The sequence below is a fragment of the Phycicoccus sp. Soil803 genome, from assembly GCF_001429685.1.
Taxonomy (GTDB): Bacteria; Actinomycetota; Actinomycetes; order Actinomycetales; family Dermatophilaceae; genus Pedococcus.
The window spans coordinates 366,356-389,824 of record NZ_LMST01000001.1; the positions used below are offsets into that span (position 1 = coordinate 366,356).

Consider the following 23,469-nt stretch of genomic DNA (forward strand, 5'->3'; position numbering starts at 1 on the left):
CCGCGGTCAAGGGTGGTCCTGGCGGACGCGCCACTCCTCGGCCAGCAGCGCGTAGAGATAGCCGTCCATCCACTCCCCTGAAGGGTGCAGGGCGTCCTTGACGGCGTGCTGTTCACGCCGCATGCCCACCCGCTCCATCAGCCGGTAGGAGGGGGCGTTGCCGACGAAGCAGTCCGCGGTCACGCGGTGCAGCCCCAGGTCCTCGAAGCAGATCCGCAGCGCTGCCTCGACCGCCTCGGTCGCGTAGCCCTGGCCGGTCTCCTCCGGTCGCAGGGCCCACCCGAGCTCGGCCTGGACGCCCTTGGCCCGATCCGTCAGCTGGGGAGGCGCCCACACGTCTCCGATCTTGATCATCAGGTCGCCGATGACCGCTCCATCGCGCTCGATGACGAGCAACAGGTCGAGTCGTTCGGGCGCGGCGAACCGCTCGTGGAAGTCCTCCGGCGGCTCGCCGAGCCACTCGGTCACCAGTGACGAGCTGCGGTACGACAGAACGGCATCGGCGTCGTCGACCGTCGCCCTTCGAAGCGTCAGTCGCGCTGTGGACACCGGCCATTCGACGTCGGAGAGCTCTCTGGGCACGGTCCATTGTGCGCCACCGGCCAACCCGTCGCGTGAGGTCAGTGCCAGAAGGTGGCGAGGTGCTCGGCCAGCGCGAGCGAACGGCTAGCCCATCAGCTCCGCGAGGCGGGCGATCCCAGGCGGACCGTACTTCGCGAGACGCTCGGTGGCGTCGTCGAGCGCCTGCGACGGGACGTAGCCCGGAGGGGTGCGCGCCGGGTTGAGGGCGACGCCGGTGGCCCACTCCTTGATGTCCGGCTCGGCGGTGTAGGCCGCGGCGTTGCGACTCCCGAAGACGATCATCTGGGCCCACTCCTGCAACGAGTTCCCGTAGACCGACGGGGAGCAGATCCGGTTCTTCTCGTCGTCGTCGTCGCGGGTCGCCTCGATGTAGCCGGTCACGGCCGCACCGAAGGAGGGGAAGCCGGCCCTGATCGCCTGGAGCGTGATGACGTCGGGACGCCAGACGGGGACGCGCCCGGGGTACTTCAGGCCGTCGGCGGCGCAGTGCACGACGAGGGCGTCCTTGTGGATGGCCACCGATGCGTCCCCGAAGGTGAGCCGGCCGCGGTCGACGGTCTGGAGGTGCCCGAGCCGCACGACGTTCTCGAGGGTGCGCAGCTGGTCGAGCTCCCAGGTGGCCAGCGTCGGCGTCTTGGCCATGGTCGGTGTGACCGTGCGGTCGATGCGCAACACGACGTCGCGCTCCTCGAGCCTCAGCATCACCTCGTCGAGGGTCTCAGCGCCGACCGCCGCCTCCACGATGTCGGCGCTCGCGCCCAGGAAGATCGCGGGGTCGGGCTGGATGTGGGCGCGGTTGTACATCCACGGTTCGCGGGCCCGCACCCAGCAGATCGAGTCAGGGGCGACGCCCCTCGCGAGCAGCCAGATGCAGGCGTCGGTCGCGGTCTTGCCGGCCCCCACGACGACATACTGGCTGGGCGCCTCGTCGAGCTGCGCCAGCTCGTTGACGGGGATGAGCCGCACGTCGTCGGCGACGCCGAACGGGGCTGCCTTCTCGGCGGGGATGCTCGGGGCCAGGTAGCGGGCGTTGACCACCCGGCACCCGGGACCGATCTCGAACCGCTCGCCGGAGACGCGCGAGGTGAAGCTGCGGTCACCGGCATACTCGCTGTTGGGGAAGAACTCGACGCGGCCGGTGTCGACCAGGCGGTCGAGGACCTTGGCGTAGTAGGCGCAGATCTCCGGCTGGCTGGCGCGCTCCTGCAGTCCTTTCTCGGGCCCGCGCTGCTGCAGCTGGCCGCCGCCGAGCAGGGTCGACGCGACCCCGTAGAAGGCGGAGGACTGGTGCAGCCGGACGAACGGGTAGGCGGCGAGCCAGTGGCCACTGACGCCGTGGCGGCGGTCGACCAGCGCGACGCGGACGTCAGCGGCGTGGTCGACCAGCGAATCCGTGAAAGCCATGCCCATGGCGCCGGCGCCGACGACGAGGTAGTCGACTTCGAGGGTGCGCGTCATGCATCCACGCTGTCACCGAGTGGGCGGCTCGTCCATGCTGCAGATGGATGAGGCGTTGACGGATGCGGCCCGGCCTGGAGCTGGTCAGGCTGCCGGTGCCGCCTCGGCCCTTCGCCGGACGACACGAGCCAGGTGGCCCATGTTCGCCTTCTCGTCGCGTCGCAGCATCACCAGGAACAGCGGGAGGACCAGCCGAAGCCAGCCGTGCGGGGTCGGTGCGAAGACAACGTCCAGACGAGTGCCTTCCGGGACCGGTGCGAGGCGACAGCTGAAGGTCACCTCCAACGGGCCGCCGTTGTGCATCGTCCAGCTGCGCGGCCGGTCGAACGTCACCGTCTCCATCTCGATGTAGGGGCTGCCCTTCCACTTGGCCCGGAACCGCGTCCCCAGGCCCACCGGGCCGTCGGTGAGCTTCTCCATGCTCTGGCACTTGGGGTTCCAGTCGAGCTCCGCTCGATGGTCCGAGAGGTAGTCGAACGCCACCTCCGGCGTACAGGCCAGGATCACCGAGTTCCTGATTTCCGGCATTGCGCCCACCTCCCGATGGAAAGCCATTGTCACCAGAGCCGCCATTCACTAGAGCACTCACTAGTGACATCTCTAGTAAACTCTCGCCCATGGCCATGGTCAAGGGGGCAGCGACCACCCGGGCTGAGCGGGCGCGACTGACTCGCCGCCGGATGCTCGACAGCGCTGGCGAGCTCTTCATCCGGGATGGCTACGCCGAGACCACGATGGACCGTATCGCCGACCACGCAGGGGTCGCGGTCCAGACGCTCTACTACACGTTCCGCTCCAAAGGGCAGCTGCTCTGCGAGCTGGTCGAGGCCACCGCCGCGGGTGACGAGGAGGTCGCCCCCGTCGCGCAGCGCGCGTGGGTGGGCGAGATGCTCGCGGCGACGTCGGGTCACCGGCTCCTCGCACTGGCGGTGGAACACGGAGCCGACATCTTCGTGCGGGCCGCGCCGCTCTGGCCGGCGGTCGCTGCTGCCGTGTCAGATCCGCACGTCGACCGCTACTGGGCGGGAGTGGCCGCCGGCCGGCGAGCCGGCCAGGCCCGCATGGTCGCTCGGCTGGACGAGCTGGGTGCGCTGCGTCCGGGGCTCGACCCCGACCGTGCCACCGACGTGGTCGTCACGATCGTTGGCCACGACGTCTTCACCAACCTCGTCACGCGCGCCCACTGGAGCGTGCCGGAGTACAAGGCCTGGCTGCTCACGACCCTGGCCCAGCAGCTGCTGCGACGCCCACGCCTGGCGCCCAGCGCCTATGCAGACCTGTCCTACAGCCAGCAGATGACGACGTAGGCAGCATCGGCTCGGGGTGCTGGCGCGGCCAGTGGCTCATGCACGGACTGGGTCGTGGTTGGTGTACTGGCTAGATCGCCGCGACGCCGGCGGTGACGGCGAGGGCGAGCCCGAACGCATAGGTGCCCATCGCTCCGGTCATCCGCGGCGCGGACTCGGCAGCGAGGGTGGCGCTGCGGAGCATCGACACGGCGTGCAGGAGTCGCGAGGCGGTCGCCAGGACGATGAGGCCCTGGGCCCACGGCTGCGGGGACTGCCAGCCGACGAGCAGGAACAGCGCGATGAGGGTCGGCACGTACTCCGCCGCGTTGCCGTGGGCCCGCTGCGCGATCAGCAGCGGGTCCGCGGGATCCGTTGGCATCTGGCTGCTTCCGCGCTTCGCGGCGTAGCCACGGTTGAGCGAGACGTTGAATCCGAGGACGAAGATCGAGGCGGCCAGGACGGCCGAGCAGATGATGGCTGTGGTCATGACGGTTCCTTCCACGTGGGGTGGGTGAGTACGTGTGAGACGAGGTCGGCACAGTAGGTCGTGCCGAGCAGGGCATCGGCCTTGCGGAGCGCGCCGGGTGAGGTCACGTTGACCTCGATGAGGTGCTCGCCGATGATGTCGAGGCCGACGCAGCGCAGGCCGTTTCGCTGCAGGGTCGGGGCGAGCCGCGCGACGATCTCGAGGTCACGGTCGGTGAGCTCGGCCGGCCCGTCGGGGCTGACGATGCGGAAGTCACCCGGCACCGGGTGCCGCAGGCTGGCGCCGACCGCCACGCCGTCGAGGAGGTAGATCCGGTTGTTGCCGGCCTCGACCTCCGGCAGGTAGGGCTGCACGACGACCGCCCTTTGCCCACTGTGCGTGGAGGATTCGACGATCGATGCGAGGTTGGGGTCGCTGCGCGACACGAGGAAGACGCCACGTCCGCTGAAGCCGTCAACTGGCTTGACGACGATGCGCTCGTGCTCGGCCAGGAAGTGCCTGATCGTCTCGGCGTTCGCGGTGACGACGGTCGGTGGCACGAGGTCGGGGAACGACAGCCCGAGCAGGTGCTCGCTGCAGGCACGCAAACCCCTGGGGTCGTTGACCATCGCGGTGGGGGCGTCTGCGCTGGCTGTCCTGCCCACGAGGTCGAGCACGTGGGTCGCCGCAAGGAAGTCGAGGTCGACGGGCGGTTCGAGGCGCAGGAACACCGCGGCCACGTCGTCGATCCGCAGCTGCTCCTCGGGGCCGGCGTCGTACCAGGGATCGGGAACGGTCCACCGGCAGCCGTCGGCCGGCGTCGAGGGCGCCAGCTTCAGCGCCCGTGCCCGAGCCATGGGGCGCCCGCCGACGACCTCGAGCTGCCGCGCCTCGGCAGCCCACACCTCGACGCCGAGCTCCTGCGCGGCGTGCATCAGGCCGATGCTGGTGTCGAGGGAGGCATCGAGCCGGTCGAGCGGGTCGATCACGAAGAGCGTCTTCACGCCGCCACCTCCTTGTCGTTGACGGCCTCCAGGAGCGCCGTCGGGTCGGCCGACTGCCACTGGTCCCAGTAGGTCGGGAGGGTGGGTCGCAGGTGCTCGAGCGCCCGACGGCGCGTGTCCGGGCCGTACATCAGCGCCCAGATGGTGCCGAGCAGCTCGGCGGTCGGTCGCTGGGAGTCGAGGTAGCGGAGCTCGAGGTAGCCACCGCGCGGCCGGACCGGCGGGAAGAGCGTGTTCAGGTGGTAGCCGTCGTCGGCCGCCTCCGCGATGGCGAGGCGCGCGGCGGCGCCGGTGAACGCGGCATACGCCCCGATCGGGTCGTGCACGTCGAGGTGGCGCCCGTCGTACCCGGTCCTGGCCGGGTCGATCCCCTGCCAGATGCGGGTGCGTGCGCGGTCGCCGCCGTAGGCCGCGACCAGTGCCGGCCCTGCGAGGTTGGCGACCAGCCACTGCTCGTGACCGGCCCGGCCGGGCAGCAGGTCGACGCACACCTGCAGGCTCGCGGTGAGCCGCATCATCCGTCGCCCGGCGTCGCCGTCGTGGTCGAACAGCTCTTGCATGGCGAGGTAGCGCGGCGTCTGGAGGGTGAGCGGCACGTCGTCGAGTGATCGCCACGGGTCGACGCCGGTGAGCGCGACTTCCGTTGCGGCTCCGACGGTCGCGAGGCACCAGTCGACCTCGCGGAGCAGTGCGGGGATGGACCGCTGCGGGGGCAGGCTCAGCTCCAGCTGCCCGCCGGGCTCGAGGGTCGGGTGCCCGCGACGAGCCAGCTCACCATCGAGCTCCGGTATGCCGCCGCGCACGTGCATCTCGAGCTCGACGCCGATCGTTCGGGGTCCCGTGGCGGGGCGGAACGCCCGCTGGACCGCTTCCCTCAGGTGCGCTGACTCAGTCATCGGATCTCCTTTATTTCACCGCAGTTGCACTGCGGCCAATTACCGATAGAGTGACGCTCGTGGAAGAAGGTGTCAAGAGGCAGTACCGGTCGGCCGCTCGGGCGGCGGCCGCCGAGGAGACGCGCGAGCGCATCCGTCAGGCGGCGAAGGAGCTCTTCATCGCGAAGGGCTACCAGGGCACGACGCTCAAGGATGTGGCGGAGCGTGCCGGAGTGGGGGAGCGCACGCTCTACGACAGCTACGGCAACAAGTTCGGGCTGCTGCGGCACACCATCGCGATGTTGACGATGGGCGACGAGTCACGGGTGCCGGCCGCTGATCGGCCCGACGCAGTTGCGGCGCGCGAGCTGGACGACCCGCGTGCGGCTCTGGCCGCCCACCTCAAGCTCGGGACCGACCTGATGAACCGGGCCGGCGACCTGATCCTGATGGGCGAGGCCACTCCGGGCATGGACCCCGACCTGGAGCGGTCGGTGGCCCGCGGCACCGAGGCCGCCTACGACATCAACCTGCGGATGGCTCAGCGGCTCCACTCGCGCGGCGAGCTCAAGGCCGGGATGACCGCTGCGACCGCCGCAGACATCATGTTCACCCTGACGTCGCCGGGCGTCTTCAACACCCTGCGGCGCAGGCGGCGGTGGGGCCAGCAGCGCTACCAGGAGTGGGTCATCTCCTGTGCCACCCAACAGCTCCTGGCCTGACTTGGCCCGAGGGAGGGGAAACGCTGCAGGTCAGGGGCCTGTGCGGTGGTCGCGAGGCGTAGGGTCGCGCTCATGTGCACTGCTCGAGCCAGGAACGACCTCGACCAGCAGGGGGGGTCGCGATGGCCTTCCTGACCCGTTACTCGGACGATCCTTCCGCGCCGTCGGTCGGCTCGGCCCTGCGCGACCTCGCGGTGCGGGCGGCCGCCCCCGCTGTGGTGCTGTGGGTCCTGATCGTAGGCGGTGGTCTCTTCATCAAGGGGCCGCTCAAGGGGTTGAGCTCCGAGGACACGATCAGCAAGGACGTGCAGGAGACCCGCACCAGGACCTGGGACTCCATCACGATGGTCTTGTCCCACATCGGCAACACCGAGATCGTCATCGGGGTCTGCGTGGTCGCCGTCGGACTGATCTGGTGGCGCACCCGCGAGTGGTGGCGGGCGCTGGTGCCAGCCATCGCGATCTCGCTCCAGGCGACCGTGTTCGTCATCGCGACCGCGGTCGTGGGCCGGCCGCGACCCCACATCCCGCACCTCGATCCCGCGCCGCCGACCTCGAGCTACCCCAGCGGACACGTCGGCGCGGCGACCGCCCTCTACGTGTCGTTCGCCATGCTCGCCCAGTCGATCGAGCGGCCTGCGCTGCGACGCCTGGTCACGACGCTGTTCCTCGTGATCCCGGTGCTGGTGGCCTACGCCCGCCTCTACCGAGGCATGCACCACCTCAGCGACATCCTGATCGGCGCCGCGAACGGCCTCGTCTGCGCCCTCCTCGCCTGGGCCTACCTCCGCCGCAAGGCCTGACCGCTCGTCTGCGGCAGGGGTCGCAGCCTCGAGGTCGGGCACCTCGTCCCGCTGAGTCCTTCTCTCGCCGCGCTGGCGGCCGGCTGTCAGCTGCTCGCGGAGTCCACCAGCTGCAGGTACTGGTGCACCTGCTGGATCGCGACGGACCCTTCTCCGGCCGCGGATGCCACGCGCTTCACCGACCCAGAGCGCACGTCGCCCACGGCGAAGACCCCGGGCATCGACGACTCGAACACGAAGGGCGCCCGGGCCAGCGACCAGTCGTTGCCGGCGACCCCGGTCACGACGAATCCGTAACGGTCGCGGGCGACCTGTGCGGGCAGCCAGTCCGTGAGTGGCGTCGCGCCGATCAGGATGAACACGGCGTCGGCAGGGAGGGTCTCGGTCGTGCCTCGCTCGAAGTCGTGCAGCGTGAGGCTCTCGAGCTCTCCGTCGCCCGTTCCGTCGACGATCTCGGTCCGGTAGCGGACGTCGATGTTGAGCTGTCCCTCGATCTCCTCGATCAGGTAGCGCGACATCGTTTCGGCGAGCGTGGTGCGTCGCACGAGGATCGTCACCTTGCGGGCGTGCGCGGCCAGGTGGACGGCGGCCTGTCCGGCAGAGTTGCCGGCACCCACGACGAAGACCGAACGCCCGGTGAACCGCTCCGCCTCGGAGGCGGAGGCGCCGTAGAAGACGCCTCGTCCGACCAGCTCGTCGAGTGACGGAAGGCCCAGTTTTCGATAGCTGACCCCCATGGCGAGGACGACGGCGCCGGTCGCGATCTCGGCGCAGTTCGACGTGGTCAGGTACAGCCGATCCGCGTCGCTGCGGATCGCCTGGGTCTGGCACATCTGCAGGAACGTGGTGCCGAATACCCACGCCTGCTGGTGCGCCCGGGTGGCGAGGTCGGCACCGGTGACTCCGCGCTGGAAGCCCAGGTAGTTGCGGATGAGCGAGCTCGACCCGGCCTGGCCGCCGATCGTCTCGCGTTCGATCACCAGGGTGCGCAACCCTTCCGAGGAGGCGTACACGGCTGCAGCGAGCCCCGAAGGCCCGGCGCCCACCACCGTGACGTCGTACTCGCGGGAGCCCTGGAGGCGGGTGCGTGCGCCGTAGGCCTCGGCGATCTCGCTGTTGGTCGGGTCGACCAGGACCCGCCCATTGCGTTGAACGACGACAGGAACGCCGGTGTCGGTCTCGCGGACCTCCTCCAGGATCTGCCGTCCCGCCGGCGAGCCTGTTGGGTGGAAGACGAAGGGCACCCGGTTTCGGCTGAGCAGGCTGCGCAGCTCTGAAGCGCGGGCATCGCCCGCCTCGGCGACGATCGTCAGCTCCCGTGACAGCGATGCGTCTGAGCCGACCCACTCGTGGAGGTTCTCCGTCACCGTCCGGTGGAACAGCTCATCGCCCGCCCGCCAAGGCTTGATCGCGTAGTAGTCGATCTGCCCGAGTCCGATGCCCCGGCGCAGCGGGTGGGCGGTGGCATCCATCGCCCACTCGCCCCACGAGATCAGGAGGAGCCGGCGGGAATGGGGGAAGAGCTCCCTTGCCTGGGCCAGGAGCTCACACCCCGTGCCGTCGGGTAGCCACTGGTCGGACAGGACCAGGGCCACCCGCTCGCCGGTCTCCCGCAGTGCGCTCAGCTGGTCCAGTGCCGAGGTGGCCGCCCTGGCAGTTCGGATCTGGTACGCCCGGCCGTATCGGTCGTTCAGCTCCTCGCCCAGGAGCGCGATGGCGTCCGGGTCGTCGTCGACAGCCAGGATGACCGGACGTTGCTCGGGCGGGTCGACGTCGCGCGGAGCCGGGAAGGGGGCCACGGCCCTATTGTGACGTCATCAAATCGTCAGCGACGAGTCCCGGCTTTCTTGCGACAATGAGGCCATGACCGAGCTCTCGACGGTGCCTGAGGCCAGCGAAGCGGCGTCGCGCTACGCGTGGGGCGAGGCATTCCAGCTCTTCGCGGCAGCGGACGCCGTCCAGCCGCTGGGTCCCGATGAGCTCGACCAGATGGCCGAATGCGCGTGGTGGATCGGAAAGATGCGCCACTGCATGGCGCTCCGTGAGCGCGCCTACGAGACGCACCTCAAGCTGGGCAACCCGCGCCGGGCGGCTCACGTGGCCATCGACCTGGCCCAGCACTACGGCGATCTCGGTGAACGCGGCACGGCCACGGCGTGGCTGCAGAACGCCACCCGCCTGCTCGACGGACAGCCCGAGAGCGCCGAGCACGGGTGGCTCAGCTTCGCGCGCAGCATCGCCGCCCGCGACGATGGCGACCTCGATGCGGCGGCCAAGCATGCCGCGCAGGCCGAGGCGCTGGGCTCACGTCATGGCGACAAGGACCTGTTCGCCCTGGGCCACGCTTTCCAAGGTATCGCCCTGGTGTACACCGACGACCCCGAACAGGGCCTGCCGATGGTGGAGGAGGCGACAGAAGGGGCCGTGGCCGGGGACCTGGGTGCCCGGGCGACCGGAATGATCTACTGCATGATGATCGCGGTCAACGCCCAGGTGGCCGACTGGCAGGCAGCCGGCCGCTGGACCGAGGCGGCCACGCGGTGGTGCGACCGGCAGGCCATCAACGGGTTCCCCGGGGTCTGCAGGGTGCACCGCGCCGAGATCCTGCGCCTGCGAGGTTTCCTGGCCGAGGCCCAGGAAGAGGCTCTGACCGCGACCACGGAGCTGGGCTCGTTCAACTTGATGTTCTCCGCGCTCGCCTTCCGGGAGCTGGGCGAGGTCCGGCTCAAGATGGGGGAGATCGACGCGGCTGAGGAGGCCTTCCGGCAGGCGGAGGAGATGGGCGTGACACCGCAGCCGGGTCGCGCCCGGGCCCTCGTCCAGCGGGGGCGCCCGGGGGCCGCCGCCACGGCCCTGCGGCGGGTCCTCGGCAGCAAGGGCATGGGTGCTCTCGAGAGGGCGAAGCTCCTGCCCACTCAGCTCGAGGTGGCCCTGATGCTCGACGACCTCCCGACGGCGCGCACGGCCGCGACCGAGCTGGCCGAGATCGCCGTGAACCACCGGACCCCCGCCCTGCGGGCGATCGCCGACGCTGGCGAAGCCGCGGTCCAGCTCGCCCAGGGCGACCTTGCGGAGGCCGAGAGGGCGGCACGCAATGCGCACAAGCTCTTCACCGAGATCGACCTGACCTACGAGGCGGCCCGGGTCGCCTCGCTGCTCGGTCGCATCCACGAGGCCGCGGGCGACCCGGATCGTGCCCGGGAGCAGCACGAAGCCGCACTGACGACCTACGCCAGGATCGGGGCCGTGGTCGACGCCACAGCCGAGCGGGCGGTCCTGGCGACTCCCGGTCCGGCCTAGCTGCGGTCAACGGTTTCACCCTGACCTGCGGTCACCGGTTGCGTGGCGATGGTCCCGGCAGTGTGTGGCTATCGACGTCCACCCCTGCAAGCGGTCCAATGGTTCCGTGTCGAATGCCTCTCCCGTCACGACGGCCCGGGGGGTCGAGCGGACCTACCTGATGCTGCTGCTCGGGAACACCCTTGCCCAGGCGCTGATCTGGGGCATCAACACGATCTTCCTGCTCGACGCGGGCCTGTCGAACCTCGAGGCCTTCGCGGCGAACGCCTTCTTCACCGCAGGCATGGTGATCTTCGAGGTGCCCACCGGGGTGGTCGCCGACACGATCGGTCGCCGCGCGTCCTACCTGCTCGGCACGATCACCCTCAGCGCGGCGACGCTGGCGTACGTGGGGCTCTGGCACTGGCACGCGGCGTTCTGGCTGTGGGCCCTCGCGTCCATCGCGCTGGGGCTGGGCTTCACCTTCTTCTCGGGTGCGGTCGAGGCGTGGCTCATCGACGCTCTGGCTGCGGTCGACTTCACCGGCACGGTCGAGTCGGTGTTCGGCCGCGGTCAGGTGGTGGGCGGGGCCGCGATGCTCGTCGGCTCGCTCGGCGGCGGTGTCATCGCCCAGCACACGTCGGTCGGCGTTCCGTTCGTCCTGCGCGCCGCGATCCTCGCGGTCATGTTCCTGTTCGCGTCGGTGGTGATGCACGACATCGGCTTCACGCCCGACCCGCGTGGGCGCCCGCTGGCCGAGATGCGGCACATCGTCGCGACCTCGGTGGACCTCGGGTGGCGGGTGCCTGCCGTCAAGTGGCTGATGGTCGAGTCGCTGTTCACCGGCGGCGTGGCCATCTACGCCTTCTACGCGCTGCAGCCGTACCTCCTCGAGCTCTACGGCGACCCCCATGCGTACCAGGTGGCGGGCCTCGCAGCAGCGATCGTCGCGGGCGCCCAGATCCTCGGAGGGCTGATCGCTCCCCGCGTCCGACGCCTCGTCCACCGCCGGACGAGCGCGCTGGCCGCGATCTCGGCCCTGGGGACCCTGGCCCTGGCGCTCATGGGCTTGCTGCAGAGCTTCTGGGTCGTCATCACGCTGGTGAGCCTGTGGGGTCTGCTCTGGGCGGCAGCGATGCCGATCCGCCAGACCTACCTGAACGGCCTCATCCCCTCCAAGCAGCGGGCCACGATCTTGTCCTTCGACTCGCTGATGGGCTCCAGCGGTGGAGTCTGGGGGCAGCCGGTGCTGGGCAAGTCAGCGGACGTGTGGGGGTACGGCCCGTCCTACGTGGTCGGTGCCGCGATCTCCGCTCTCGCGCTGCCTGCACTCCTTCTCTCACGTCGCCAGAACGCCCCGGCCGACTGGGTCATGACCAGCCCCACCGCCCCCGGCGTGGCACCAACAGCCCCGGCGGGATCAGACGGCGCTTGACCTCACAGCCTTCCCTGGCTGCGCGCCCGCTCCACCACCGATTCCAGGTCGAGGCCGTACGCCGAGCGGCCGGTCGCAGCAAATGCCGTCAGCCGCTCCGCGGCGCGTTCGAAGAGCCTTTCGGCTCCGACCCGATTGCCGCGGGCCGCATGCGTCATGGCAACGCAGACCTGCGCAAGCCCCTGCCACAGGTCGCGTTCGTCGACCGGTCCGCCCTTCCAGCGCGCCTCCAGGACCTCATGGGCTGAGAACGGACGGCCTGCTGCCACGAGCTCGCGAGCCGTCTTCAGCGTCTCCAGGGGAGGCAGGGCCTTCTCCGACACCGGCTCGACGCCTTCGGCGCCGTAGGGCAACGGGCGGCCCAAGGCGTCGCGGGGCCTGGCCTGGCGCGCGCGGCCTTCGATGTCACGGTCACGATCAGGTGCGGTCATACGACCAGTCTCCCAACAGATGGCCCCATCTGCTCCTCCGTGCCGGCTCGAGCGTCAGCTGCGCCCCTCGCCGCAGTGGGGCGCAGGTCGTAGGGTGGCGGCCGAGAGGAGGCGGCGATGGCCGATCCGGTGCGCGACATCATCGGGGACTACCGGGCCTTCGCCGCGCAGCAGGCCGAGCGCCTCCTGTCCCGAGGCATCGACATCCGCCCGTACACGCTCAGCCACCTGGCCTTCCGAGTGCCGGAGTGGGACCAGTACGTCCACGTGCGGACCCTGCTGGAACGGCACGCGGTCGCCAATCGCGAGAACGTCTGGAACGGTCGCCCGATCTCCTTGATCGTGCCCGCGGTGCCGCTCGAGGTCCTCGACGGCAAGTCCGTCCCGCTCATCGAGCTCATCCCTCCTGTGCACCAGCGCGTCTATAAGATGGGGCTGGAGCACCTCGGCGTGGTGGTCGGCGACACCTTCGACGCCTTCGTCGAGACCCACAAGCCCGTCCTCACGGGACAGCAGTTCCAAGGTCCGAACAGCACACCGGACCCCGTCTACGTCCTGTTCGAGGACTTCACGCACGTGAAGTTCTATCGGCTCTCCTTGCGGGCATCCGTCGAGCTGGATGCCGGCCCGTTCGCCGACGGGTTCGACCACGTCGACGACTGGCATCCCCAGCGACTCATGACCGCGACCGGTCCGAACCCACTGCCGCGATGAGCGGCGCCTGCGGCCCGGCCCTGCTCGCAGAAAACCGTTGGGGCACCTTGCGACTCACGACCACGGGACGACTGATCGGGTCAGCCGCGAAGTGTGATCCTCGGGTACTTCGAGGACGGCCCGAACCTGGTCACGTTGGCGATGAACGGTTGGGCCGACGGCGAGCCCGCGTGGTGGCTGAATCTCCAGGAACAGCCGGTCGCCGCGGTTGACCTCGCCGGCGGTGGGGGCACCGTGAGGGCGCGCGCGGCCGAAGGGGAGGAGCGTGATCGGCTGTGGGCGCGATGGCGTGAGATCGACACCCAGCTGGATGCGTATGCCGCGCTGCGCACCACTGAGACTGCGGTCGTGGTCCTCGAGCTCGTCCCCAAGCCCAGCTAGCGCGGCGCACTAGGCGCGATGGCCGATGACAGGGACCGCCGGCCCGGTCCACCATGGACAGCACCAACGAAGCGGCTGCATGAGGAGGACCAGTGCTGTTCCACATCACGCAGGTTCACAGTCCTGAGCTCTGCCCCCGAGACGACGGCGGCTCGAACTCGCTGTATGACGACAGCGTCGAGGGGGTCACGCTGATCGGTCGCTACGGCGCGAACGCCCAGCACACCCTCTTCCTGGTGGTCGAGGCCGACGACGTCAACGCCGTGCACAAGTTCCTCTGGCCCGGCTTCAAGCGCTGCACCAGCACGATCACCCCGGTCAGCGAGATCCCCGTCCCGAAGGACTGATCCAGCCGCAAGGGCAACCCGACCCGGGGCGGCAAGCACGCGGCATACCGCGCGACGGAACACCGCAGTCAGCGCCACGTGATCGCGGCGGCAGCGCTGCACGTGCCTGTCCGTTAGTTGCCGGTTCAGTGGCCGTTCAGGCCGTCGAGGCTCAGCCTTCTGGCTCCATCTCCATGCATACCCACGGGGGGGCCGTGGATGGACCGTGGATGGTGCTCTACTCGGCGGGCCCGACTTCGGCTGATATTTGACAGAAAGCATCCACATTTCATGATCTCTCTTCGCCGCCGCCTGCTTGCCGCAGGTGTCACCGTCAGCACCATGACGGCCGCGGCCGTCATCGCAGCCACTCCGTCCGCCGCCGCCGTCACCACTGACACGGCCCAGACCTTCTTCGCCACCGGGAGCGTCCAGACCTGGACCGTGCCCGCTGGAGTCACGCAGCTCTACGTCGACATCGCCGGTGCGCAGGGCGGCGCGGCATACGGCGGAGGCTGGGGCGGCGCCGAGCTGACCGGCACGATCTCCGTGACCCCGGGCGACACGCTCCACATCATCGCCGGCAGCATGGGCCGCGACGGCGTGAGGTTCGGTGCCGGGGCCGGCGGTGGCGGCGGGTCATTCGTCTACACCACCGCGGACCAGAGCGGCATCCTGGCTGCGGCGGGCGGCGGCGGAGGCGCGGGATCGAACGTGTTCCCCTTCGAAGCCAGCACCAGCACCTCCGGCGTGGCAGGTGGCAACGGCGGTGGCGCTGGAGGCACCAGCGGCAACGGCGGCGGTGCCGGCACCGCCGGCGGTGGCGGCGGGCTGCTCAGCAACGGTGGCAGCGCCCAGGGCGGCGGCGGCCAGTCCCTCGCGAATGGTGCGTCCGGCGGCTCCGGCAGCTACGGAGTCGGCGGCTTCGGCGGTGGCGGCGGGTCGACTGGCTTCGCAGGCGCCGGCGGTGGCGGTTACAGCGGCGGCGGTGGCGGCCGATACAACGGCAACAACGGCGGCGGTGGCGGCGGCGGGTCCTACTTCGCGGGCACGCTGACCGGTGCGGTCTCCGGCCATGGCGGCCACGGCATCGTCACGTTGTCCTACCCCGCACACCTCACCGCGAGCTCGCCCGCGGCCGGGCTTCCCGGTTCCTCAGTGACCATCGACGGCACCGGGCTCGCGGGAGCGACCGTGACCATCGGTGGATACGCCGCCCCGGTGACGTCCTCGAGCGACACCCAGGTCGTGGTCACCGTTCCCGCGCCCCCGACGCCCCCCAACGGAAGGCAGCACGTCGCCGTGACCACCGCGGGCGGAGTCACCCTCCCCGCGGTCGGGGCGTTCACCTACCTGACAGGCGCGCCGGTGTTCACCGCGGCAGCCCCCACCACCGGAACCGTGGGGGAGGCGTACTCGTCCACGTTCACCGCGTCCGGCTACCCCGACCCCACCTTCACCGTGTCCAGCGGAACGCTGCCGGCAGGGCTCACCCTGACCAGCGCCGGAGTGCTCTCTGGCACTCCGGCCAGCGCCGGGACCTCCACCTTCACGGTCACCGCGAGCAACGGTCTCTCCCCCGACGCGGTCAGCAGCCTCCAGACGATCACGGTCGACCAGGCCCCGCAGGCCATCACGTTCACCACGGTCGCGCCCAGCGCTGCCGTGCTGGGAGACACCTATCCGGTCGCAGCCACCGGCGGGGGTTCGGCCAACCCGGTGACGCTCTCCATCGATGCGGCCAGCGCCCTGACGTGCTCGATCAGCGGTTCGACCGTCACCTTCGACCACGCCGGCACCTGCGTCGTGGACGCCGACCAGGACGGCAACGCCGACTACCTGACCGCTCCTCAGGCCCAACAGACCATCGCCGTCGGCGTCGTCGCACAGGCCATCACCTTCGCTCCCCTCACCTCCCCTGCGACCGTGGGCAACACCCAGAGCCTCACCGCGGTGGGAGGCGCGTCGGGCAGCCCGGTCACCTTCACCGTCGCACCGGCCACGACCGGCTCGGCCTGCTCGATCACCGGGACGACCCTGTCGTTCGACCAGGCCGGCACCTGTGTCGTCGCCGCCAACCAGGCTGGCAGTGCCGACTACGCCGCTGCCCCTGAGGTGAGCCAGACCGTGACCGTCGCGCTCGCGCCGACCTCGCTGTCGGTTGCCCTCAGCCCGGCCACGTCGGTCTTCGGCCAGACCGCAAGGGCAACCGCCACCGTAGGCGGTGGCCAAGCTGGGAACGTCCAGTTCTCCGTCGACGGCACCATGCGGGGAGCACCCGTCACGGTGAGCAACGGCAAGGCGACCAGCCCCGCGCTGGGGACCCTCACGCCGGGCGCTCACCAGGTCGGGGCGGTCTTCGCGCCTCTCCAGGCGACGAAGTACGCACCCTCCAGCGCAACGCCTCAGACGCTGGTGGTCAACCAGGCTGCGACGACACCGACCATCACCGTGCGAGCCAGCAGCATCACGGCCCGGATCGCCCCGGTGGCACCGGGCTCGGGTACCCCGAGCGGTACGGTCAGGTTCACCGTCGACGGCACCTCGGTCGGGACTGCGACGCTTGCCGCAGGAGTCGCAACGTTGAGCTACTCACTCCCCACCAGCAAGGCCGACGAGGTTGCCGTCCAGTACCTGGGCGACGCCAGGTTCCTCGCCTCGTCCGCCACCACCACCCGGCACAACCCGACCATCACGGCGAAGGTCACGAGCGCCTACCCGAAGAGCAAGAGCGGGTGGTACCGCAGTGCAGTCACGGTGAGCTTCACCTGCACGCCGAACGGCGCCGACCTGGTCGCCGCCTGCCCGCAACCGGTCACGCTCGGCAAGAACGGCGCCGCGCAGTCCGTGTCCCGCACCATCCTCGCTGAGGACGGTGGTGCCGCGACCGTCTCGGTGACCGGCATCAACGTCGACCAGACCCGCCCGACGGTGGCGGTCACCGGGGTCTCGACTTCGGTGCCGTACTTCGCCACCGCACCGGCCGGGCGCTGCTCGGCTCGTGATGGGCTCTCGGGAGTTGCGTCCTGCACCATCAGCCGGCGGGTCAGCGGCGGCAGCGCCGTCTACACCGCGACGGCGACGGACAAGGCCGGCAACGTCTCGACGACGGGGCTCACCGCCAAGGTGTCCACCTTCGTGATCCAGGGCGCGACCTTCAGCAACGGCATGTACGTGGTGCACCCGGGTCGCACCTACACGATGCTGGCCGCCGCGACGAGCCAGCCGCGGTATGTCGACGCCATGCCCTACCCCAAGGCGCCGCGCGGTCTGGACAACAAGTTCTACTGGACCGGCACCAACCGCTGGGCCCTCGGCGTGACCTTCAGCACGGCGATGCTCCACCAGCGCACCTGGAACATCGGCATGCGAGTCGGTGACCGGACCCAGGTGCTGACGGTCCAGGTCGTCCGCTAGGCGAGGGCGGCGCGCTTCGGCAGCTGAACCAAAGGACGAGGACCCCGACGGAAAGCGTCGGGGTCCTCGTCCTCGTGGATCGACTCGTCGAACGCTGAGCCGACGGGCCGCCAGACACGGGCCCTCGGACGACGCGATGGCCTACCGAGCGCGTCGGGCGCTGCGCAGCGCCTACTGAGCGGCGTCGAGAGCCCCGAAGCCGTCGCCGTCGCCTGACCTGCCGACCTGGGCGTGGGCCGGCACCCCCGCCCGGCCGAGGAGTCGGATGAGGACGGCGACGGCCGCGAGCCCGACGGCGACGATCGCCAGGGTCAGCAGGCTCATCCCGAGCCAGTTCGACTGGAACGCCTGCGGCACCAGGCGACTCGGCACGGCGGCGACGCCGATGAACGCACCCCACAACCCGGCATACGTCCCGATCATGTTGCCGGCGTGGGCACGGATGTTGCCACGCCGCGCGTTCCACAGACCCAGGCTCAGGGTGACGATCGTGAACGCGCTGAGGCCGTGGATCCACGAGAAGCTGCCGGGGCGCAGCTGCTGGATCCAGAACGAGCTGAACGCGGTGAAGTACATGAGCACCAACCAGATCCAGCCGATCGTCCGGTGCGGGCGGTCACCCCGCTTGCGCCGCAGCACGTTGACGGCGCCGAACACCATGGCGAACGACGCAGCGAACGCATGGATGGCGATGAGGACGTTCCACGAGTGGTCCACGAAGGCTCCTGTTGGATAGTGACACTATCCACTCTATGCCGCGTGGCTCGCCCCGCGCAACCGCACCTCCCAGCCGCGTCAAGCCGCGGCCCGGGGGCTAGAGGTACTGGCCGGTCGGCCCGCTGTCGCCGGTGTCGGGCCGCAGCCCGGGGGGCGCGGCCACGCCCGGCGCGCCCTCGGGGGCGTGACCGGGGGGCAGTGCCCGGCGGATCTGCTGGAGCTGCTGCTGGGCGGCCATCTGCTGGGCGAACAGCGCGGTCTGGATGCCGTGGAACAAACCCTCCAGCCAGCCCACCAGCTGTGCCTGCGCGATCCGGAGCTCGGCGTCCGTGGGTGCCACGTCGTCCTTGAAGGGCAACGCGATCCGCTCCAGCTCGTCGATCAGCTCGGGTGCGAGACCGTCCTCGAGCTCCTTGATCGAGCGCCGGTGGATCTCCGCGAGCCGGACCCTCCCCGCCTCGTCGAGGGGCGCGTTGCGCACCTCCTCGAGGAGCTGCTTGATCATCGAGCCGATCCGCATCACCTTGGCCGGCTGCTCGACGAGGTCGGCCGGGTTCGTGGGGCCGTCCTCGCTGTCGTGGTGGGGCGCGACGCCCATGCCGTCCTGGGTCACGACGACGACGCGTTGCTGTCCGTCCTGGTCGCTCCCGGGCTGACCGCCCGCGTCGTCCTGCTGGTCATGTGGCTGCTGGCTCATGCCTTCCATCCTGCCCCACGACGAGAGGTGCGCCGTCCTAGTCGGCGCGCCGAGTCATCGCCGGCGCCCTTCGGATCGCCAGGGCCGACAGGGCCCCGGCGAGCAGGGGAACCCCGAGCACCACCAGGAGGAGTGGGGTCCACGGGATGGCCAGGTAGGGCCCGGTCACGTGGTCGACACCGGTGACGGAGTCGTACTCGTAGCTCCGGGTCAGGGGATAGGTGATCGCAATGCCCGGCACGAGCCCGACCGCGATGCCGAGGACAGCACCGATGAAGCCGACCACCATGGCCTGGGCCGCGGCGAAGGCCCGTCGGGTGCGACGGGTCGCGCCCACCGCCGCGAGGGTGCCGGAGTCGGCCTGCTGCTCGGCCATCGACAGGGCGGTCGAGATCAGCGTGACGATCAGCAGGAGCAGCGCTGCGACGGCCATCATGATCTTCATGACCTTCTCGTCGTAGCGCTGGAAGCCGCGCTCGACGTAGAGCCCGCCCTCGTCGCCCACCAGCTCGTCGAGCTGCTTCTCGGTGGCCTCGTCGATGGCACCGCCGTCCGGGGCGTGCAGCAGGACCATGGTCTGGAAGGTGGGCCAGCCCAACCGCTTGGCCGTCTCCGGGGTCACGAAGGCTCCGGTCTGGGCCGGCATCGCACCAGTGCGTCCGGTCGGTGCCACCGCGACCACCGGGAGCTTGGCCGTCGCGGTCGTGACGACGTTCGTGGGCGAGTAGGTGCTCTGGTCGATCACGAAGGTGCCGTGGGCGACGGTGAGGGTGGGCACCTTCGCCAGCGCGGGCACGCCGACGGCGATCCCACCCTCGTCGATGACCCGACCCTGTGCGACGGTGAGGCGCAGCCGGGCCTTGATCTCGCGGGCCGGGAGCACGCCGATCTGTCCGTTGTCGTAGGACAACGTCCCGAGGGCGCCGCAGGCCCCCTCGGTGGCACTGTGGTCGAGCGTGTTCTGGACGGTGCACCCCTGGGGCACGCCGGTCACGAACGGCTGGGGTCGCTGCGTGTCGGCCGCCGACGGCCCGTAGGGGTCCTCGGGCCCTCGGACGAGGAGCAGCGGGGTGCTGCGCACGGCTCCCCCGACCTTGCCCAGCGCGGCTCCGACCGCGAGCTGCGTCTCGGTGTCGCCGGTGTAGATGGTGCCCTCACCCGGCAGGGCCTGGGGCTGGTAGGTCGCCATCTGCTGCTTGGTGTCGCTGGCCAGCCCGATGCTGAAGGCAGTCAGCGCGACGACCCCCGCGAGGATCGCGGCCACCGTGGGAGTCGACCGGCTGCGGTGCCGAGCGGCGTCGCGGATCGCGATCCGGGGGGCCACCGGGAAACGCGCGGCGAGCGCGCCGAACGCGACGAGGATCGCCGGCACGAGCAGGAGGGTGCCGAGCACCAGTCCGACCGCACCGACCGCGACACGGAAGTCGCCGCCGGCCTGCTGCTGCGCTGCGGACAGGACCACGGCCCCGCCGACCAACGCGAGGACGAGGCCGACGACCGGGACCACCTTGTTGAGCCTGGGCGACACGCTCTGGCCGCGCATCACGCCGATGATGTCGAGCCGGCCCAGCCGCAGCGAGGGCAGGAGGGCTGCCACGACCGCGCTGAGCACGGCGCAGGGGACGAGGATGGCAAAGGCGCCCCACGGGATGTCGAGCGCGATCGAGGCGAAGGACGACTCGGGGTGGGTGCTGACCCACCACCACAGGCCGGCCCGCACCGCGAGGGTCCCGAGGACCACGCCGCCGAGCGCCGAGATGACGCCGAGGACGAGGGCCTGGGCCAGCACGGTCCGCCGCAGCTGGCGGGTCTCCGCGCCGTTGGTGGCGGCCAGGGCGAGGGTGCGCCGCTGACGGGTGGCGCTGACCGCGAAGGCCGGGCCGACCAGCAGCGTGGTGAGGATGAACAGCATCACGCCACCGATGACCGCGATCATCCGGCCGGTGTCCTGGGTGAAGCTGTCCTGGGGGCGGAGCTCGGGCGGCAGCGCGCTCTCCGGCGGCGGGTCCTCGAGGACGGCACGGCTGTAGACCGTCAGGCCGTAGGTGTTGAGCCGCTGGACGTCCTCCCACGTCACCGGACCACCGCCGACCAGCACCCACGACCCCGACGCGCCGATGCCGGCGCTCTCGGCTCCGGCCCCGTCGGGCATCGACGGCACCACGAAGTCGGGCATGCCGCCCCACTCCAGCAGCGCACTCGCGGTGCCGACGACCTGCACCGAACGCTCCGTGCCGCCCGCGGACAAGGTCACCGAGCCGGAGCGCGGCAGTCCCTTGCGCTCACCGGCTGGGGTGATGACGATCTCGTCCGGTCCGTTCCCCCAGGAGCCCGAGCTGAGCCGCGCCTTGTCGCCGAGGTCTGCCACCCGCGGGTCCACCACCAGGCCGGAGACGCGGACACGACGCTCGCCGACCACGAGCCGCATCTGCGTCTCCCCGACGGCAACGGCCGGCCCGCCCCCGACCAGCCGGCCGATCGCTGCGGCGTTGTCCGGCGCCGCGGCGTCGGCGGAGAAGCCGGGGATCGTGGCGGCCGGGTTGTCGTCACTCCACCCGGTGCCACCTTGGTTGGGGTCCGGGGTCTGTTGGATCTTCCCGGCCTGGGGGCCTTGGACCAGCGCCTGGCCGGGTCCCATCCGGGCCGTGATGAGGTCGCCCGCGTCAGCCTGCTCAGTGGCGCCCAGGGTTGCCGCGCCGGCCAGCAGCCCGACCGGGATGGCCACCATCAGGAAGACGAGGATCGACCGCCCCTTGTGCCGACGGACGTCGCGCCTGGCCATCCGCAGGGCCACCCGCCAGGACGCCCGCCACCGGGAGAGCCGGGAGCTCTTCACGTCGCCGCGGTCAGCGTCCTCCGGAAGGCCGGCGGGTGCCTTGGGTTCCATCAAGGTGGTCACGGCCGGTGCCTCAGGCAGTCGGCTCGAGGAGCGCTTCGGCCGTCTCGGCCGAGCCGGTGCTGTCGACGACCACGCCGTCGCGCAGGAAGACCACCCGGTCGGCCCACGCCGCGTGCCGCGCCTCGTGGGTGACCAGCAGTCCCGCCGCCCCGGCGTCGCAGCGCTCGCGCAGGACGCGGAGCACCCCCTCGCCGGTGTGCGAGTCGAGCGCCCCGGTGGGCTCGTCGGCCAGGACCAGCCGCCGGTCGCCGACCAGGGCGCGGGCGATGGCGACCCGCTGCTGCTGGCCGCCGGACATCTTGTCGGGGTAGCGGTCGGCGAGCTCCTGCACGCCGACCATGGTCAGCGCGTCGACGGCGCGACGGCGGGCCCGGCTGACCCGCTGGCCGTCGAGCTCGAGCGGGAGCGCGACGTTCTCGACCGCGGTCAGTGACGGGATGAGGTTGAAGTCCTGGAAGACGAACCCGACGCGGCGCCGCCGGAGCCGGGCCAGCGCGTCGCCCTTGAGGGTGCCGATGCTCTGGCCCTCGATGAGGACCTGTCCGCTCGTGGCGGCGTCGAGCCCGCCGGCGAGGTTGAGCAGCGTGGACTTGCCCGAACCGCTCGGCCCCATGACGGCCACGAGCTCGCCGGCCCGGACCGCGAGGCTGACCCCGGCCAGGGCACGGACGGCCGTGCCATCGGTGCCGTGCACCCGGGTGACGTTGTCGAGCCGGAGGATGGCCTCGTGGTCGGTCCGGGGTGTGGTGTCGCTGCTGCTCATCGTGGTGCCCCCTTGGTCGTCGTGCTCTGATCACCTGCGATGGCCCCCATCGCAGGGTCGGTCGTGGTCGCCGTGGTGCCCGGGGTGGCGCTCGCGGGCCGCCGCGGGCGGTTCGCCTCGCGCACCAGCCGGGCCTCGACGTGGTCGAGCCAGCGGACCTCGGCCTCGCCGGCGTAGATGAGGTTCTCGAGGACCAGCAGCCAGGCCAGGTCGACCTGTCCGTCGCCGTCCTCGGCCGCCTCGTGGTGGGTGGTCGCCCGCTGCTTGAGGCGGGTGAGGTCCTGCAGGTGACGCAGGGTCGCAGTGCGCTGGGTCTGGACGACGCGGTGCACGTCGACCCCCTCCACGGTGACGGCGAGCGCGAGCTTGATGACCAGCTCGTCGCGCGGGGTCGTCTCACGGGTGACCGGGGAGACCCACCACCGGGCGACCTCGGCCTGTCCCGCGCGGGTCAGGCGGTAGGAGATCCGTCCTTCGGCGTCCTCGCCGATCGCCTCGACGAGCCCGTCCCGCTCGAGGCGGGCGAGCGTCGTGTAGACCTGCCCGACGTTCAGGGGCCAGGTCCCCCCGGTCCTGGCCTCGAACTCGGAACGCAGCTGCGCGCCATACATCGGCTCTGTCGCCAGCAGGGCCAACAGCCCCTGTTTGACCGACACGCGGCGCCCCGATCCCCTTGGTGGTGTCCCCTACATACCCAGTATCACTACTGGTGAGGAGATGTATACCGAGTATCCCGAGGGCTCGTCAAGCCATTCCCGACTTCTGGCCACAGATGTCCCACGCGAGGCCCGGGGCTGGCGCCACCTGCCACACCGGTGGCCAGAAGTGGGGAAGGAGGGTTGCCTGCCTCAGCGGGCGAGCAGGACCGCGGCGAGGGCGAGGGCGCCGGGGAGGGCCTGCACCAGGAGGATCCGGCGGCTGGCGGTGGCCGCTCCGTAGAGCCCGGCGACGACGACGCAGAGCAGGAAGAAGACCTGGAAGCCGAACCGCAGGTGCTCGGGCCCGACCAGGCCCCAGACCAGGCCCGCGGCGAGGAACCCGTTGTAGAGCCCCTGGTTGCCGGCCAGCGTCTTGGTCTGCTGGGCGAACTCGGGGGTCAGCCCGAAGGCGGCCTGTCCACGCGGGGTGGTCCACAGGACCATCTCCAGCACCACGATGTAGACGTGGATGAGGGCGACCAGGGCGACGAGCACGGTGGCGACGGCGGTCAT

The 23,469-nt window shown here is 70.7% G+C and carries 23 protein-coding genes; 9 read left to right on the top strand and 14 right to left on the bottom strand.

Annotated elements, in window-relative coordinates; genetic code table 11:
• Positions 1-6: 6 nt before the first annotated feature.
• The 3 genes from ASG95_RS01685 to ASG95_RS01695 form a co-directional block, all read right to left on the bottom strand.
• Positions 7-582 (bottom strand): GNAT family N-acetyltransferase, encoded by a 576-nt coding sequence (locus ASG95_RS01685; RefSeq protein WP_057376325.1) that lies wholly within the window; start codon positions 580-582, stop codon positions 7-9.
• 84 nt (positions 583-666) lie between these two features.
• A complete protein-coding gene (locus ASG95_RS01690) occupies positions 667-2,040 on the bottom strand; it encodes a pyridine nucleotide-disulfide oxidoreductase (protein WP_057376326.1) in 1,374 nt (457 codons plus the stop codon).
• Positions 2,041-2,124: 84 nt separating this feature from the next.
• On the bottom strand, positions 2,125-2,568 hold the full coding sequence (locus ASG95_RS01695; protein ID WP_162259342.1) for an SRPBCC family protein: 444 nt from the start codon (positions 2,566-2,568) through the stop codon (positions 2,125-2,127).
• 89 nt (positions 2,569-2,657) lie between these two features.
• Here ASG95_RS01695 and ASG95_RS01700 point away from each other — a divergent pair, with 89 nt between their 5' ends.
• Complete coding sequence (locus ASG95_RS01700) at positions 2,658-3,347, top strand: TetR/AcrR family transcriptional regulator (protein WP_057376328.1); 690 nt, start codon at positions 2,658-2,660, stop codon at positions 3,345-3,347.
• Positions 3,348-3,417: 70 nt separating this feature from the next.
• On the opposite strand, the gene ASG95_RS01705 is transcribed toward ASG95_RS01700, so the two are convergent.
• The 3 genes from ASG95_RS01705 to ASG95_RS01715 are packed head-to-tail and all read right to left on the bottom strand — an operon-like array spanning position 3,418 to position 5,695.
• Positions 3,418-3,816 (bottom strand): MAPEG family protein, encoded by a 399-nt coding sequence (locus ASG95_RS01705; RefSeq protein WP_057376329.1) that lies wholly within the window; start codon positions 3,814-3,816, stop codon positions 3,418-3,420.
• Positions 3,813-4,799 (bottom strand): glutathione synthase, encoded by a 987-nt coding sequence (gshB, locus tag ASG95_RS01710; protein ID WP_057376330.1) that lies wholly within the window; start codon positions 4,797-4,799, stop codon positions 3,813-3,815. The genes ASG95_RS01705 and gshB overlap by 4 nt, the downstream gene beginning before the upstream one ends.
• Positions 4,796-5,695, bottom strand: coding sequence for a glutamate-cysteine ligase family protein (locus tag ASG95_RS01715; protein ID WP_057376331.1), 900 nt, complete (start codon positions 5,693-5,695; stop codon positions 4,796-4,798). Before ASG95_RS01715 ends, gshB begins: the two co-directional genes overlap by 4 nt.
• Positions 5,696-5,754: 59 nt before the next feature.
• Between ASG95_RS01715 and ASG95_RS01720 the strand changes: the two genes are divergently transcribed.
• Together ASG95_RS01720 and ASG95_RS01725 are read left to right on the top strand one after the other, a co-directional pair.
• Positions 5,755-6,396 (top strand): TetR/AcrR family transcriptional regulator, encoded by a 642-nt coding sequence (locus ASG95_RS01720; protein ID WP_057376332.1) that lies wholly within the window; start codon positions 5,755-5,757, stop codon positions 6,394-6,396.
• A gap of 122 nt (positions 6,397-6,518) precedes the next feature.
• Positions 6,519-7,199, top strand: a complete 681-nt coding sequence (locus ASG95_RS01725; RefSeq protein WP_057376333.1) for a phosphatase PAP2 family protein — start codon at positions 6,519-6,521, stop codon at positions 7,197-7,199.
• Positions 7,200-7,285: 86 nt separating this feature from the next.
• On the opposite strand, the gene ASG95_RS01730 is transcribed toward ASG95_RS01725, so the two are convergent.
• Positions 7,286-8,998, bottom strand: coding sequence for an FAD-dependent oxidoreductase (locus ASG95_RS01730; protein WP_057376334.1), 1,713 nt, complete (start codon positions 8,996-8,998; stop codon positions 7,286-7,288).
• Between the two features lie 64 nt (positions 8,999-9,062).
• On the opposite strand from ASG95_RS01730, the gene ASG95_RS01735 reads away from it, so the two are divergent.
• Positions 9,063-10,499, top strand: coding sequence for a hypothetical protein (locus ASG95_RS01735; RefSeq protein WP_057376335.1), 1,437 nt, complete (start codon positions 9,063-9,065; stop codon positions 10,497-10,499).
• A 160-nt stretch (positions 10,500-10,659) separates the two neighbouring features.
• Positions 10,660-11,913 carry an MFS transporter gene (locus ASG95_RS01740; protein ID WP_057378669.1) on the top strand — a complete coding sequence of 418 codons (1,254 nt, stop codon included), beginning with the start codon at positions 10,660-10,662 and terminating at the stop codon, positions 11,911-11,913.
• Positions 11,914-11,915: 2 nt separating this feature from the next.
• On the opposite strand, the gene ASG95_RS01745 is transcribed toward ASG95_RS01740, so the two are convergent.
• Positions 11,916-12,344, bottom strand: coding sequence for a DUF309 domain-containing protein (locus tag ASG95_RS01745; RefSeq protein ID WP_057376336.1), 429 nt, complete (start codon positions 12,342-12,344; stop codon positions 11,916-11,918).
• 117 nt (positions 12,345-12,461) lie between these two features.
• Between ASG95_RS01745 and ASG95_RS01750 the strand changes: the two genes are divergently transcribed.
• The 4 genes from ASG95_RS01750 to ASG95_RS21930 all read left to right on the top strand — a co-directional run bounded on the left by ASG95_RS01750 (position 12,462) and on the right by ASG95_RS21930 (position 17,182).
• Positions 12,462-13,058 (top strand): VOC family protein, encoded by a 597-nt coding sequence (locus ASG95_RS01750; protein WP_057376337.1) that lies wholly within the window; start codon positions 12,462-12,464, stop codon positions 13,056-13,058.
• 93 nt (positions 13,059-13,151) lie between these two features.
• A complete protein-coding gene (locus ASG95_RS01755) occupies positions 13,152-13,439 on the top strand; it encodes a nitroreductase/quinone reductase family protein (protein ID WP_057376338.1) in 288 nt (95 codons plus the stop codon).
• Positions 13,440-13,531: 92 nt separating this feature from the next.
• On the top strand, positions 13,532-13,786 hold the full coding sequence (locus ASG95_RS01760; RefSeq protein ID WP_057376339.1) for a DUF3303 domain-containing protein: 255 nt from the start codon (positions 13,532-13,534) through the stop codon (positions 13,784-13,786).
• Between the two features lie 270 nt (positions 13,787-14,056).
• Positions 14,057-17,182, top strand: a complete 3,126-nt coding sequence (locus ASG95_RS21930) for an Ig-like domain repeat protein (RefSeq protein WP_200961857.1) — start codon at positions 14,057-14,059, stop codon at positions 17,180-17,182.
• A 171-nt stretch (positions 17,183-17,353) separates the two neighbouring features.
• Here ASG95_RS21930 and ASG95_RS01770 read toward each other — a convergent pair whose 3' ends face one another.
• The 6 genes from ASG95_RS01770 to ASG95_RS01795 all read right to left on the bottom strand — a co-directional run bounded on the left by ASG95_RS01770 (position 17,354) and on the right by ASG95_RS01795 (position 23,469).
• Positions 17,354-17,899 (bottom strand): DUF2306 domain-containing protein, encoded by a 546-nt coding sequence (locus ASG95_RS01770; protein WP_057376341.1) that lies wholly within the window; start codon positions 17,897-17,899, stop codon positions 17,354-17,356.
• 97 nt (positions 17,900-17,996) lie between these two features.
• Positions 17,997-18,596 carry a bacterial proteasome activator family protein gene (locus tag ASG95_RS01775; protein WP_057376342.1) on the bottom strand — a complete coding sequence of 200 codons (600 nt, stop codon included), beginning with the start codon at positions 18,594-18,596 and terminating at the stop codon, positions 17,997-17,999.
• Positions 18,597-18,633: 37 nt separating this feature from the next.
• The gene (locus ASG95_RS01780; RefSeq protein WP_157581684.1) at positions 18,634-21,495 is read right to left on the bottom strand and encodes an FtsX-like permease family protein; all 2,862 of its coding nucleotides are present in this window, start codon (positions 21,493-21,495) and stop codon (positions 18,634-18,636) included.
• A gap of 10 nt (positions 21,496-21,505) precedes the next feature.
• Entirely contained in the window at positions 21,506-22,258 is a 753-nt protein-coding gene (locus tag ASG95_RS01785) for an ABC transporter ATP-binding protein (protein ID WP_056921925.1), read from the bottom strand.
• Positions 22,255-22,914, bottom strand: a complete 660-nt coding sequence (locus ASG95_RS01790) for a PadR family transcriptional regulator (RefSeq protein WP_082592257.1) — start codon at positions 22,912-22,914, stop codon at positions 22,255-22,257. Before ASG95_RS01790 ends, ASG95_RS01785 begins: the two co-directional genes overlap by 4 nt.
• A gap of 192 nt (positions 22,915-23,106) precedes the next feature.
• A complete protein-coding gene (locus tag ASG95_RS01795; protein ID WP_057376344.1) occupies positions 23,107-23,469 on the bottom strand; it encodes a DUF1304 domain-containing protein in 363 nt (120 codons plus the stop codon).